We start from the raw sequence: 15,377 nt of genomic DNA on the forward strand, positions 1-15,377 counted from the left end.
AGTTCAGTATGCCATATTTAGTACGTGTAACATTGCGTATGTCGCCTGATATTACTTAATGTCAAGTACGCTGTCATTATCGCAGTGGTGTGCTATCTCGCTACCAGTCCCAGATCATTTAATGGCATCTATGTATCGCACCTATACCTCTGTAGTCTATGTCTCTATAGTCTATGCCTCTATGGCCTATAGCTCTACAGATTTACTACAGATATAACAATGCTCCGTGGTTGAAGGGTTGTCGTAAATTTCGCGAACCCTTTTATCACGGAGCATATGTATATTATTTATTCAATTTTAATATTTGTTGCAACACCAACGTTTAGTCGCGCTTCTTCCTGCGAATAATGACTGCGAGTGCAGCACCTATTGCGGCTGCGAGTGCAGCAACAGCACCTGCTGCAGCAATTGCAGAGCCTGTGTTGGTTAACTTTGATTGCGCAACCTGGCCGGAGGAGTGACGTGCAGGAGACTTAGGAGCTTGTAACTGAGTGTTATTGCTCTTATTCCTGTTGTTTTCACTGTTGCCAGTGTGTTCATCAGAATCATGAGAACCAGATTCATGTTCTGGGGTTGGAGCAGGGGTCGGTGCAGGTGTTGGTTCTGGTTTCTTGGTTGGGTTGTTTCCGACTTTACCGTTTGCCGTGTTGGATGGTTGACCATTCTTCTTGGCTTGCGCGGTAATCGTACTACCATCCTTGATTTGGGTTGCAGGGATGGTGACTTTACCAGTCTTAGGATCAACAGTCACGCCGGTTGGAGTGTTACCGTCAATAGTCCAGTTACCATTCTTATCTTTCTTCACGGTAATTGTTACAGGAGTCGTTGTATCGCCTTCTGGAGTATACGTGATTTCGAGAGTATCAGCGTCTGCTGGTGGGGTAACAGTTGCGGAACCTTGCTCAACACCATCTTGTGGTGTGAGTATAGTCGGCTCACCCGCAGGCGTTGGTGTTGGTGTTGGTTCTGGTTTCTTGGTTGGGTTGTTTCCGACTTTACCGTTTGCCGTGTTGGATGGTTGACCATTCTTCTTGGCTTGCGCGGTAATCGTACTACCATCCTTGATTTGGGTTGCAGGGATGGTGACTTTACCAGTCTTAGGATCAACAGTCACGCCGGTTGGAGTGTTACCGTCAATAGTCCAGTTACCATTCTTATCTTTCTTCACGGTAATTGTTACAGGAGTCGTTGTATCGCCTTCTGGAGTATACGTGATTTCGAGAGTATCAGCATCTGCTGGTGGGGTAACAGTTGCGGAACCTTGCTCAACACCATCTTGTGGCGTGAGTATAGTCGGCTCACCCGCAGGCGTTGGCGTTGGTTCTGGTGCAGGCTTCTCCTTTTCGCCAACTTTAGCAGTTACCACTTCTGACTTGCTCTTGCCAGTCTTATCGCTACTGTCTTCTGATTGCGCAGTAATAGTGCTACCGTGCTTAATCTTGTTTGCTGGAATCGTAACAACGCCAGTTTGCGGATTAACGGTTACGCCTTCTGGAGCGTCTCCGTCAATCTTCCACTCATGCTTGTCGCCTTCAGCAACAACAGTAATCGTTGCGGTTGTTTCACTGCCTTCTGGAGTGTAAGTAACTACAACCTTGTTCACGCGCGTATCCGTGAGATCAGGCGTCACGCTAGCACCACCCTCGGCTGGAGTGTCAATCTTTGGCTTAGTTATATTTCCGTTGACAGTAATATTTACGCTATCGCCTGTCTTTGCACCATCACCCTTACCGTTGGTTGGTGTGAGGGTGACGATGGCACCAGGCTTTTGCTTGTCGATAGTAATAGTGAAGTTGCCATCTTTATCTGCGGTACCAGTTCCGATTTGATTGCCATTGTTATCGGTAACAGTTACTGTTGCGCCCGGAAGAGTCTTTCCAGTGATGATTTGTTTAGTAGAATCATCTGGATTGTCTTTTAGCGTTTGCTCACTAATCTGTGGAGTCTTAAAGCCAGTTACAGCAGTAGCGGGATCAGATGGTTTGTCCGTCTTGTTCTTAGATACTGCAGTAATAGTGCTGCCGTCTTCCAAATTCTTTGTTGGAATAGTAACAACGCCAGTATCTGGATTAACGATTACGCCTTCTGGAGCGTCTCCGTCAATCTTCCACTTACCATTGCTATCCTTCTTAGCAATAATTGTGCGAACTGGCTGTTCTGGACCATTGATTGAATTTGGCTTAGCATTGATTTCAATTTTCACAACCGTTGTGTCATCAGTTGGCGGAGTTACAGTTACGTTTCCGTCGTTCTTCTGGTTGTCGGTTGGTACCGTAATCGTTGGCTTTTGTGGCTTAGCTGTGACGATTACAGTAGTTGCGTCACCATCAACTCCACCCTTGCTTGGAACAAGCTTGAGTGTTGTGCCAGGATCCTTCTTATCGATTTCGATAGTGAAGTTTCCGTCTTTGTTGGCATCTCCAGTACCAACAGTATTACCGCCATTGTCTTTGACAGTTACTGTGTTTCCTGGCTGAGTTTTACCAGTAATAGTTGTCTTATCAGACTTATCTGGTGTGTTTTCTGCTTTGCTACCATTAATAAATGGCTTGTTTTGTGCCACAACGTTTACTGTTACTGGTACATTCACAGGTGCGATACCTGGAATATTTACAACAACAGTGCCAGTTTGCTCACCAGTGTTAGAGGTTGATGGTGTACCGTTTATGTCGGTTGACCACTTGAATGTGGTTCCGGTAGGTAACTCACCATTATTGGCAATCATGTCTTTTGGATCCGGCAAATTGCCATTTTGTGGCACGCTTACCTTCTTGCCAACTGGATTTGGCACAACGAGCACGTTGACTGGAATGTCAATATCTGGCTCGCCTGGCACCTTAACGGTCACAACGCCTGGTTGGTTGCCAGTCTTTGAGGTATCAGGCTTCTTCTTCCAAGAAATACTAGCATCCTTAGGTAGATCCTTATGATTCTTAATAACATCCTCTGGCTTAGGGGTAGTGTCAGTTGTGTCACCATTCTTCTTTTGCAACACAGTTACGTCGTTTGCAACAGGTGCTGGTGTCACAGTAATTGTTACTGGCACTTCTTGAGGTGCTTGCCCTGGAATCTTGACAATCACTGTTCCACTAGCAGTGCCTGGCTTGTCGGTCTTTGGAGCAGCATCTTTCTTCCACTCGAATGTGGTTCCCTTAGGGAGTTTGTTGTTGTTATCAATGCTGTTCTTAGGATCAGGATTGCTGTTCTGTGGGACGGTGGTTTCCTTCGCGATAGGCACAGGGTTTACGTTCACTGTTACAGGAACATCAATCGTATAACCAGACTTGCCATTTACGCCTGGAATGGTGACTTTTACTTTACCGCCTGTCTTTTCTCCAACGGTATCTGTAGTTGGTTTGTCACTGTCTTCCCACTCGAACGTAGTGCCATTAGGGAACTTACTCTTATCGCTAGAATCCTTAATAGCATCTTTAGCTTCTGGCAGTGTGCCATTTTGTGGAACGTTCACAACATTCGCTTCTGGCTTTGGCAAAACGTTCACTGTTACAGGCACTTCTACAGGGGATTGACCTGGGAGGGTAACAATAATCTTGCCATTCTTTGCGCCAGGATTGTTAGTATCTGGTTTATCTTCAGGTTTCCATTCGAACGTAGTGCCATTAGGGAACTTACTAGTATCGTGAGAATCCTTAATAACATCCTTAGCTTCTGGCAAATCCTTGCCCTGTGGCACGTTGACTTCAGATGCACTTGGGTCAACAACGTTAACCTTTACTTCAACTTCTTGAGGAGTATCAGATCCAGGAATAGTAATCTTTACTTTGCCTTTTACGCTGTTACCTTCCTTAGATGTGTCTGGTTTTCCGTTGTTATCCCACTCGAACTTAGTGCCATTAGGGAACTTATCCTTATTGACAATGCTGTCCTCTGGCTTAGGCTCCACGCCCTTTGGCACAGTCACAACTTTAGCTGTAGCAGTTGGAGCCTTGATAGTTACAGGTACGTTAATAACAGTTGTTGATCCATCCGGATACGTAACTGTTACAGGCACTTCAAACTTGCCAGCCTTATCTCCATTAGGGATCTTAGACTTATCTCCCTCAGCAATAGAGTAAGTTGGCTTATTTGTTTCGTTCGTTGGCCAGGTAGGAACACTTACTTTGCCGATAATTTCGTCGTCCGAAGGCTTTTGACCATTATCTTTTTCAAGATTATCTGCCTTAGGTGGGTAAAGTTCAGACTGCTTATTGCTAATAGTTACTGGCACGTCAACAATGTCAGTCGTGCCATCTGGGTAGGTGACTTTAACCTTAACAGTAGAGTTTCCAGGAGTCTTACCATCTGGAAGCTTTGTGTTAGGCTCGTTCAACTCAATCTTTAGCTTACTCTTGTCTGCTTCTGGCCAATTAGGAACAGTTACATTGCTTGTTACATCATCAGATGTAACCTGCTTGCCAAACGGCTTAACAACAGGCTTTGCTTTTGGCTCGAAAGTATCCGACTGCTTGTTCTTAATAGTCACATCAACAGTAACTTCATCAGTTGTGTTATCTGGGTATGTGACTTTAACCTTAACATGATAGGTGCCAGGGGTATTGCCGTCTGGAATATCCTTATCGGCACTTGTGATAGTGACTGTTGGCCTATCGCCGTCCTTCTTTGGCTTAAAATCAGGAACAGTTACAGCCTTCTTAACAGCTTCCTTGGTCTTTTCTTTACCAGTGCCATACGGCTCTTCCACAGGGTCAACTGCAGGAGTGTTTGCAGTGGCATCGGTATCTGTAACTACTACAGGCACTTGCACAACAGTGCTGGAACCATCTGGATATGTGACCTTAACAGGTACGTTAGTTGTGCCAGTCTTGTCTGTAGAAGGCAGAGTGCCATTTGGATCTACAAGTTCTACTGTTGTTTCCTTTGGAGCAGTCTTGTCCTTAACTGTAGAAGTCTTCACAGCATTCTTGATTTCATCAGCATCAGGAGCTTTCTCATTACGCTTCTTGTTGATAGCTTCTGCGCCTGGTTTATAGGTCTCGTTATCTGGATTGCCAACTGTTACAGGAACTTCCACGTGATCCTCAGAACCGTCAGGATACTTAACAGTAACCTTAACGTTTACGGTTCCAGGAGTCTTAGTGTCGATAGGTGTTTGACCTTTATCAATAGCAATTGTTGTACCAGTTGGTTGGTTTGGAACAGTGACTTTAGTAATGATGTCACTGTCAGAAGGAACCTTACCGTTATATCCAACGCTGATTCCCTCAGGCTGCTTTGGCTCATACTTCTTATTCTGAGGCTCGCCAACCTTAACGGTTACCGTTGCGTGATCCGTTGAACCATCGCCATAGGTGATTGTTACAGGAACAGTAAAATCGCCAGATTGAGTGCCATTTGGAACAGTGTTTGCGTTGTCAATGGTCACTTTTGCGTCAGTAGGCAAAGTTGTGTCAGTGCCATTCTTCTTTAGCTTAATACCATTATTCTTTATGCTGTTTTCAATGGTTTTATTCGGCGTCTTATTGTAGTCAATGTTAATTGTTTGACCTTCTGGCGTATAAGTTTCGCTTTGTGGCTTCAGCACTTTAACAGTTACTGTTGCAACGTCACTAGAGCCATCCTTATACGTAACCTTAACCTGCACTTGTCTCTCGCCAGGCTTATCGGTACTTGGAACGTCTTTCGTGTTGACGATTTCTACTGTTGGATCTTGCTTTGGAGAGTTGCCGTTCCACTTCAAGCCATTGCCACTGCCAAACGACTTAATTTTCTTAGTCAATTCTTCTGGCTTAGTGTTCCATGGAACTTCAACTGTTTGACCCTTTGGATCATAATCCTTAGCATCCTTATGAATCAACACAGGAACATTAACTATTGTAGTTGAATGATCCGGGTATGTAATTGTTACAGGAACAGTGTGAACACCATCATCTTGAGGAATATTTCCAACTGTGAAAGTCAAATCTTTCTTATCAATTGGGGTCTTCTTCGGGTCATCCTTCTTGGTAATAGTAATTGCGTTGGTAATTGCGTTTTGGTCAGGATTCTTTGGTGTAGCATTAGGAGCAGCATTATGCTCTTCAGCATCCGTGTATACGGAAATCTGAACCTTAAGCTTAGACTCGTTGCCAGCTTCGTCTGTAACAACAAGCTCACGAGACCACTTATTGTCTGACGAATTGGTTATCTTCGCATCTCGCTGAGCAGTGCCTTTAATATGAATAGTCGCAGGCTTTTCTGCAGAATTCCCGTTTTGATTGTCAACAGTGATTTTTCCGTCATGACCTGGGAATGTTGCTATTGTTGCACTCTTGATCTTTCCGCTGTTGTCATAAGCGTTGATATCAATGCTGAACGGTTTGCCATTATGTACCTTGAACTGGTAGTACTCAGGTGTTTTATCGGTATCTGCTCTCTTTGCCTTATTGGTACTAGGTGTGTTAATAACAGGCGCGATATCGTCCTTAACGGTAACGGTTGTAGTAACGTCTTTAGTTGAACCGTCCTTAAATGTTATGCGAACTTTAGCATCTTTCTGCTCGCCAGGCTTATTCCAATCTGGTTCCTTAGCCCAAGAGTAGGTAGCGTCGCTAGGTAGTTTCTTTAGATCATCTGCATTAATACCGCTCTTAGGATCCGGATGCTTTGTGCCGCTGCCCATGTTGTACGTAACAGGCTTGCCTTTAACATCACCATATTTGTCGGATTGCGGCTTAACAATAAACTTAACAGTTACTTCATTAAGATTGCCCGAAGGGTCCACCGCTTTTAAGGTACGCGTATACTCGCCAGGCTTAGTGTTGAGCGGAGTAGTGCCATCAAGCGTCAAAGTCTTAGGCTCTGTAGTTGTGCCAGTTCCGGTAGGAGCTTTTTCTGTTTCTCCTGGAGTTTTAGACGTTAAAGTAAGAGTTGTAACGTTGCCACTGTTGTCTGTTGCAGTAATCTTAATATCGTTCTTATCGCCGCGGTATGTAGTAATAGTTGCTGTTTTAGTAACGACTTTTTGTGAACTATCAACAGTAATCTGAACATCTTTATAGTTGCCATCATTGCCTTTTTGCTTAATCGTAACTTCAGGCTCTTTATGATCCTTAACAGTTACCTTAACGTCAACAGTTTCAACGCGCGGATTCTTTGGGTCGTTAGTAGGAATAGTTACAATAACTTTTCCAGTCTTTTCCTTGCCAATAGTGGAAGTGTCTGGAGTTCCGCCAGTTTCAGTGCTCCACTTGAAGGTTGCACCTGCTTTTTTAAGCTTTCTTCCGTTGGCAATAGCTTTTTCGGCGTCTTTCTCGGTGAGTTTGTGACCTAAGTCAACAGTAATATTCTTAGGCTGAAGATCTTCTTTTTTCTCCACTTTTACAGTCACAGTTTTTTCTGTTTTGTGACCAGCAGCATCAGTTGCGGAGAACGTAAGAGTATAAGTGCCAACTTCTTCAGGCTTAAAGCCAGAGAATGTATAAGTAAGTTTCTTCTGTGTGTCTGTATTATTCTTAGAATCGTACTTGACTCCAGCGCGAGTTGGGTTACTAAGCAGCTTTGTTGGGTCATTTTTAAACAGAGCCATCGTTGCTGTTGCTGTGTCAATAGATTCAATCTTTACATCATCTTTTGCAGTAAGCTGAATTTTCAGATCGTCGCCAACTTTTACGGTAAAGCTATCTTTATCAGCAGTAAGCGTTGGAGCTTTGTCATCCTTAGTAGCCTTCTTAGCGTCGCTTGCGTCAGAGCTTACGGAATCTGCAGTAGTAGTTACTGCAGTAATGCTTCCTTCAGGAATTTCATCCTTAACAGTAATTGTAACTTTGCCATCAGCTCCAACGGTTCCCGTGCCGATTGTATTCTTACCGTTATCCTTAAGAGTTACAGTGCTTCCAGCTGTTCCAGGACCTGCATAAACTTCAACTTCCTTGCCCTTTACGCCTGCAACACCAGTCAAATCAGTCTTAATTGTAGGCTTTTGAGGGCGAACTGTGAAAGTAACCTTTTCTTCCGCTGTGCTGCCGTCATTAAACGTGACTTTAACAGTGTACTCTCTTTTTCCGGCAACAGCTGTGGAAGGCTCGCCATTAACCCACTCTGCGCTCTTGATGTTATCTTTAACCTTCTTATCGGTTATACCAAGATATTCCTTAGCGTCAACCTTGTTGCCATCTTTGGTCTTTGTGAGCTTATCGTTAACGTTCACTTCAACAGTGTGATCCTTAAGCTCGCTCTTATGTTGCAAAGAAAGTGGCTTCTTAACATTCACAGGAACAGTCACATTGTGATACGAGCCATCGCTATACGTCACTTTTCCAGAAGCGTATGCAGGAATAGTATCTTTTCCGTTAAAGTACTGCTCAGGAATTTCAGTATTTGGAATAGAGTCAAAAGTAAGCGTGCCGCCGTCGGCTCCAGAAACATGCTTCTTGAGCTCATCTGCAGTTGGCTTATAACCCCAATCAACAGTAATTGGGGTAGCGGTTGGAACCTTATGCTTAAGATTTTGGTTCTTAAGATGTACAGTGACTTTCTTTTCTGCTTTGTTGCCGGAAGCGTCGGTTGCAGAAACAGTAATCGTGTAGTCGGAGTTTACTGGCGTATTGCCGTTCTTGTGCTCAAACTTAACGTTTTCAACAACCTTGGTATGAGGATTGCTTTCGCTAGCGTTAATGCCATTATCGTTTTTCTCGTCAACATTGCCATTTTTAGCAAAGTCTGGGAAACCGCTTACAGAGAACTTCGTCACCTTTTCGCTATTGTCAGACGTGCCGAAAGTAATCTTTGGTGACTCACCCTGATACACGTCAATGCTGTTGTTGGAATCGCTAATCTCTTTGCCATTAAAATACAGCTTTGGAGCAGTGTTATCGCTTTTTGTGCGCTTAAGATTTTGTTCAGTCCAGCGCTCGCGACCAGAAATAAAGGTGTATGCTGAGTTAGTCGTTCTACCATAAGTACTTGTATTTGCCCATGTATAAGCATCTTGGATGTCGTCAAGAGTGACTCCTTGACGTAACTTTACTTTGCAATGCATGTGCACTGCATAGTCGACGTTTGTAGTTCTTAAGCCGATGCCGTAGCTCTTGCCGCTATATACGCCTCTCAGTTGTGTAGCATTGCTAATAACCCCGTCGCCTGCATTATTGTGGAAAGTATCACTCAAATCTTGCTTGTTGCTGTTTCCTCCTCTTATGCCTAAGGTTATTTTGTATAAAGAGTTTCCAAGGTGCTGGTCATCTTGCAAGGGGTTATTAAGATTTTTTGACTGGCTATTTTCTTTAGTGAATAATGAAAAATCGCGTGAAAGAACAGCGTTTTTTGTTTGTGGACTAGTGCTATTTCGTTTATAAAAATTAAAACTTAAATCACTTAATGTGTTGCCTGGCTTGTAATAACCATTATTTAAGTCAGCAACTGTAAAAGGAATTTGCCAAACATACTGTTGTTGCTTGGAAGCGCCAGTCATATCTTTACCATCGTTGTTAAAGAACACATCGAAGATTAGGTACTGGTCGTTTCCGTTCTTTTCAAGGTGTGCATACATATCCGACTTTTTAGTAACATTACTGTAATCACCCAAACCGTCGGATCCTATTTGACCGATTGTTCCATTGCTGTTAGCAAAGCGATACCTTTGGAACTCAAGAATGTTTGGTGTATGCAGCCAAGGAGTAGGGTCGTTCTTACGCACTTCTTCCGCAAATGCCGCAGTAGTTGGAGGAAGAAGAATATTAGAGGATGCGAGGATTGGCTGACCACCCAAGCAGGTTGCTGCAGTGAGAACTGTGGCAAGTGTGCTCAATGACACCTTGCGCATGGTTGCATACGCAGAAGATGAATCAACGTTTTTAAACGAGCTCTCAACTTGCTCGCGTGCATGCTTTTTGCGGTTGTTATTTGCCATAATAATCCGTAATCCTTTATTCTTGTGCTTCTTAATTTAGCGTTCCCTAATGTGCGTCGTATATAAACGTGTGTCTAGTTCTTCTTCAAACACTAATTCTGTGTTTGCATAAAGCAACGATAGACAATAAGTACGCTTATACACATGCTGCATAATATTATATCGTATTTTTGCTATTTTGTCGTAATTTTTTTATTGTTAAGTATTCCATAACTGTAAAATTTCCTGCCGGGGGGGGGGTGCTCTATGTATAAAATATTGTCATAACGACGAATTATTTAAAATTATCTAAAAGTTTATCGTTTTATAGTAATTTATTCGTATATGAATTAATCACGCTTGTAACGTTTCTTGTGCACATGCTTAAGCAATTTGTCGCGTGCGTAATTTTCTGGTGTTTGTTGCTGTTTTGTAGTTTTGGAAAACATTTGCCGGTGACTTTTTCGGCGTTTGCTACTGCAGTAAAAGCGCGTAAGTGATTGTTGATTTAAATATATTTTATACAAGATTTTATATAGTATTTTTGCGTAGAACATAAAAAAGTAGGTATGTGTGTTAAAAGTAGGTGCGTATGATTGCAGGAATAGGGCACGACTTGGTAAACGTTGCGCAGTTTGCTGAGCAGATGCAGGATGGCAATGGTTGGCGTGCGCTGTTTTCTGTGCGAGAGCTTCGACAATGTGATCTTCGTGCGCAAGTGAAGAATGATGAGAGAGCTTTACATATTGCAGCACGCTGGGCTGGCAAAGAAGCTGTGATTAAAGCGTGGTCCGAGGCGTTATGCACAATAAATAACCCTTATCCATATACTCTGGATAACATGCCGTGGGCGAGTATTGAGATTCTTAACGATTCCCATGGTTGCCCACGCATTATTCTCAGCTCAGATGTGCATTCGCAACTTGTAAAATCGTTTTTCAGTGCGTCCAGCGAGTGTGTAGATAGTAGTGAGCACATAGATAATATTCGTTGGCATATTTCGCTTAGTCATGACGGATTATTAGACGATAATTCAGCTTTTGCATCAGCTGTTGTAATGCTTGAAGTCTTATAAGAAAAGCTACATTATAAGAAAAATATGTTTTGTGCACTTGTGTCGATGTCACAAGCATCTGTATACTTGAACGAGTCGATATTTGTGCGTGAATATTTCGTGCAAATATGGTGCGTAATTGCGGACGTAGCTCAATGGTAGAGTCTCAGTCTTCCAAACTGATTACGCGGGTCCGATTCCCGTCGTCCGCTCCATTTTTTATTTTTGCTTTACGTTTTGCAATTTTCTTTTTAATGGTTTATTTATTTCAGTTTTTTGTGAAAATCACATGTTTTGCATATTGTTTTCACATTTTCATTGAATTTATGCTTGCTATTAGGGTGCTATTGCTATGGTAATAGCGGAGAGACACGTAAAAAACATGTCTGGAGGACTCGTGGGACAGATTATCGTACGTGTATTAGCTGGATTAGTGTCGGCTGCTACTGCTTTCACTATGAATGTCGTTGCGCCGCAAAAATCTTCATCGATTGAACATGTGCATGCAAATGTGCGTGCTAATGTGTATACCAATGTGCATACTAAAAGTGTTGTTAAACCTATTATTCAATCACATTCTGGCACTGTGTATCAAAGCTCGTTTATTGATAATGAGTATGGTGCGCATTGGAGTGATGCTGATGGCACTACGGCTTTTATTGATGGAAATGATGATGTGTTCGTTAATAACGCTAAAGCGGTTATTGATGTTTCTGAGCATCAAAAAGAAATTGATTGGGATGCTGTAAAAGCTTCTGGAGTAGATGGTGCGATTATTCGTATTAGCTATGGCTGGGATAATGGATATGACAAGCAAGCTTTGCGCAATATTAGCGAATGCAAGCGTCTTGGTATTCCATTCGGCATTTACATGTATTCCTATGCTGAAAAAGCTGAAGATGGTGCTGCTGAAGGTGCCGACATTGTAAATCTTTTGCAGGGTGCTGGAGTAAGTCCTCAAGATTTAACGTATCCTGTTTATTACGATTTGGAAAAGTGGAGCTGGAGTGGTCATAAACCACCAACATCACCATACGTTTACCAGGATATTGTTGCTTCCTGGTGGAATCAGTTAGTTTCTGCAGGCTACCATAAGCTCGGCGTTTACTCTTATGCAAATTATTTGAGAGGACCATTAAATTCTCAGTATATTCACGAGCGTACAAGCTGGGTTGCTAGCTACGGTTCTCGCGTAGGCTTCCCTATTTCTACAGCATTGCGCGGATGGCAGTACACTTCCGACGGCAGCGTTGACGGAATTGATGGTCGCGTCGATTTGAACGCATTCGGCATGGCTGATGGCGGCGAAATCAATGGTGTTTCTGAGTTTGGTAGCACTATTACTAAGCCTAATTCGTCTAAGCCTTCTGGAGAAACGCGCAACTATGGTAGCTGGACTGTAAAGAGTTTTGGTCGTCGTGAAGTATGGACTAATGGAGACAAGAAGTTTGTGCTCCAGTACGAGCTTCGCGATTCATATTATGCTCATGGCGGTCCTGGTCGTCTTGGTGCTCCTGTTGCTGATGAGGAGAATTTGGGTGCTGGCTGGTGGCGTCAGCGTTGCCAGCACGGCGATGTGTTTACGCAGGGTCGAGATAAGAAGTACGTAATCCAGTACGAATTGCGTGACTCCTACTACAAGCATGGTGGTTATGGTCGTCTTGGTGCTCCTGTTGCTGATGAGGAGAATTTGGGTGCTGGCTGGTGGCGTCAGCACTGCAAGCACGGCGATGTGTTTACGCAAGGCCGAGATAAGAAGTACGTAATCCAGTACGAATTGCGCGACTCCTACTATAAGCACGGAAGCTATTCGCGACTTGGCTCGCCTATTTCCGACGAGGAAAACATGGGTGCTGGCTGGTGGCGTCAGCGTTGCCAGAATGGTGATGTTTGGACGCATGGCAGAGACATTAAGTACGTGATTCAGTTTGAGTTACGCGACTCTTACCAAGGACATCGTGGTGCTGCTTGGCTTGGCGCTCCTGTTGCCGAAGAGGAAAACATGGGCGGCGGCTGGTGGCGTCAGCGTTGCCAGAATGGTGATGTTTGGACGCATGGTAGGGATAAGAAGTTTGTTATCATGTTTGCTCTTCGTGATTCTTACTATAGGCATCGTGGTGCTGGTTGGCTTGGTGCTCCTGTTGCTGATGAGGAGAATTTGGGTGCTGGCTGGTGGCGTCAGCGTTGCCAGAATGGTGATGTTTGGACGCATGGCACAGACAAGAAGTTCGTTATCATGTTCAATCTTCGCAAGGATTATTATGCGCGCGGTGACTTTAAGAAGGTCGGCGCGCCTATTGAAGATGAACACAATGATGGCAATGGCTTATGGCATCAAAAGTGCCAGAATGTTGTGTTAGAAGCCCACTGATAGCATTTGGCTCCATGCAATAAAAGCATCTGGATTTGTGTATTGTATTTCATTCGCAGCTTCTGTGTGATTTGCAAATACAAGCAAGAATCCTAATACTATCGTTAATGTAGTGCATGCAACGATTAGAGTTTGAGTAGACATTTGGTTCCTATTCAATTCGATATTGTTGCATGCATTTTCTTTATCTAATTGCAACTGCGCATCTTGATTAGCTGAGCAATTTCTTCTAGCAAAACCAATAGATGCAATAATCATAAGAATTATTATTGAATCGCAATAATAACGGTAAAGGCTGCCGCCTAAGCAGTAGTTTACGTAGATTAACATAATCGAGAATGTTATTCCGCTTAAGCACATTATGTATTCGATTTTTTGCATGTACTTGCGTCTTATTAAGAAAATGCCCCAAATAAGTGGTATTGATAGCAGACCAAATGTCATGTGATTAAAGAAACTATTTCCATAATCCGAAATGTTTGAGCTGGTTATTGTAATATACGGGAATTCCGTATCTATGCTTGGTGGCTTTATAAAGAAGTTTATTAACAAGTCTTTGATTTTTAGAGGGTCAAATGCTATACGATTAAATCGCAAGTCAAAATTTGTTAATTGTTCTTCGTTACCAAAGTTAAAGAATGAACCAAAACGCAAGTAGTTATATACTAAGATTCCGGCAAACCCAGCTATTGCAGGAGTTAGGAAGCTTAAAGCTGCAGATACTTTATTTACTACGCTTCTGGAGTTGTTAAGCAGTAAAGCAATAAACAGTGGGGCTATAAACGCAACTGTGGAAATGCAAGAATTTGGTCTACAACCGCATTGCAAAGCTAAGCTTAATCCAGCTAAAGCAAATAATGCGTACTGAGCAAATTTAGTCTTAAGCCTTACGGCTTTCAGTGATGCGTAAACAAATAATGTTCCGAAAAATATAGCGCTTACCATAGGAATGTAGTAAATCGATGCAGATGCTTGCAGATAAAAAACAAGGCATCCAAATGGTAAGGCTGCTCCTATAAGCAGCATTGAGCAGTAGTTTATTCGTATTTCAAAGAATGTTATTATTTCTTTCCACAATGCAAATAATGCTGGTATTGTAATTGCTGCAAATAATGTTGTGACCATTATTGCGCTCGGCATCCAAGCTGGGAACAAAGCGTTAAACGGCAAATAAGTTAAAATAAACGGTACTATTCCAAAGTAGCAATAATATTTGCCATTATGCAGCACAACATCCCATATTGCAGGAGTTCCCTCGCGCACTAATTGCATTCTTTTGCCAATGCTAAATGGGTTTGTTGAATGCAATAAGCCATTTGGTGGGTCTTGTAGCAAAGATAGCGATCCTTGTTTCCAGGCTTTTAACTGCTCTGTATATGGGTTTCCGTCTATAAAATCGTATTTATCGTAGGAGAGTGGAACGCGTATTCGATTATAAGTGTTTAATCGGAGCCAAATATACAGTGAGAATCCGGTTACTATTGCGCACAAAGCCCAAAAAATTATGGTTTGAGCTCGATCTCCTTGAATATAGGCTATTTTGTGCCATTTTTTCTTACGTATAGTTATAATCGCGGATCTAAAAACGAATAATATAGCCCATTTCGCATAGTTTATGTGCAACTTGTATTTTGGATTAATTGTTATATTTTTAACAACGATTCCGTTTGGCGTTTCATTAAAGTGTAATTTTATTTTGTTTAGTTTTCCGTGACTTTCTAAACGTACTTTAGTCGTATTAAATTTTCCTGTTGTTATTTTAAATTGGCTAGCTAAAGCGTATCCAGGAGCTACACCAAAGTCTTCTAATTCTACGCTTCCAGTTACGTAATAAACTGGTTTTGTTTGTTGTAGCGAAATCTCTAATGTTTTGCTGTACGTGTTTAAGTTTGTGAATTCTACATCTGCGCCATTTTTAGATATATGTACGCCGTCATTTTTGTATTTTGCATATATTTCATCACGGCTTGCGTTTGTAGAGTCTTCTGCTTGTTCAGCTTTTACTTCTTTTACTGTGCTTAAATTTATGCTTTGTGTTTTAAATCCTAATTCGGATGCTTGAAATAAGTTACTAAAAAACATTAGTGTTATTAGTCCGCTTATAACAAAGCACACTATATATGGCA

Annotated in this window: 4 protein-coding genes and 1 tRNA gene; 3 read left to right on the forward strand and 2 right to left on the reverse strand. The window is 42.4% G+C overall.

The window, feature by feature from the left end; genetic code table 11:
* Positions 1-322 precede the first annotated feature (322 nt).
* Positions 323-9,847 carry a Rib/alpha-like domain-containing protein gene (locus HXT40_RS01465; RefSeq protein ID WP_421777273.1) on the reverse strand — a complete coding sequence of 3,175 codons (9,525 nt, stop codon included), beginning with the start codon at positions 9,845-9,847 and terminating at the stop codon, positions 323-325.
* A gap of 571 nt (positions 9,848-10,418) precedes the next feature.
* On the opposite strand from HXT40_RS01465, the gene HXT40_RS01470 reads away from it, so the two are divergent.
* From HXT40_RS01470 to HXT40_RS01480, 3 genes are all read left to right on the forward strand, one after another.
* Entirely contained in the window at positions 10,419-10,901 is a 483-nt protein-coding gene (locus HXT40_RS01470) for a holo-ACP synthase (protein WP_076003061.1), read from the forward strand.
* 120 nt (positions 10,902-11,021) lie between these two features.
* A tRNA-Gly gene (locus HXT40_RS01475) sits at positions 11,022-11,095 on the forward strand.
* Positions 11,096-11,232: 137 nt separating this feature from the next.
* Entirely contained in the window at positions 11,233-13,251 is a 2,019-nt protein-coding gene (locus HXT40_RS01480; protein WP_421777274.1) for a GH25 family lysozyme, read from the forward strand.
* On the opposite strand, the gene HXT40_RS01485 is transcribed toward HXT40_RS01480, so the two are convergent.
* The gene (locus HXT40_RS01485; RefSeq protein ID WP_421777275.1) at positions 13,237-15,333 is read right to left on the reverse strand and encodes a hypothetical protein; all 2,097 of its coding nucleotides are present in this window, start codon (positions 15,331-15,333) and stop codon (positions 13,237-13,239) included. The two genes, HXT40_RS01480 and HXT40_RS01485, sit on opposite strands and share 15 nt — an antisense overlap.
* Between the last annotated feature and the right edge of the window lie 44 nt (positions 15,334-15,377).

Source organism: Gardnerella sp. DNF01180P, from assembly GCF_049244205.1.
Classification (GTDB): Bacteria; Actinomycetota; Actinomycetes; order Actinomycetales; family Bifidobacteriaceae; genus Bifidobacterium; species Bifidobacterium swidsinskii.

Coding starts and splice junctions, on each gene's coding strand:
- HXT40_RS01465 (WP_421777273.1), bottom strand. CDS start 9,847: ATGGCAAATAACAACCGCAAAAAGCATGCACGCGAGCAAGTTGAGAGC.
- HXT40_RS01470 (WP_076003061.1), top strand. CDS start 10,419: ATGATTGCAGGAATAGGGCACGACTTGGTAAACGTTGCGCAGTTTGCT.
- HXT40_RS01480 (WP_421777274.1), top strand. CDS start 11,233: ATGGTAATAGCGGAGAGACACGTAAAAAACATGTCTGGAGGACTCGTG.
- HXT40_RS01485 (WP_421777275.1), bottom strand. CDS start 15,333: ATGTTTTTTAGTAACTTATTTCAAGCATCCGAATTAGGATTTAAAACA.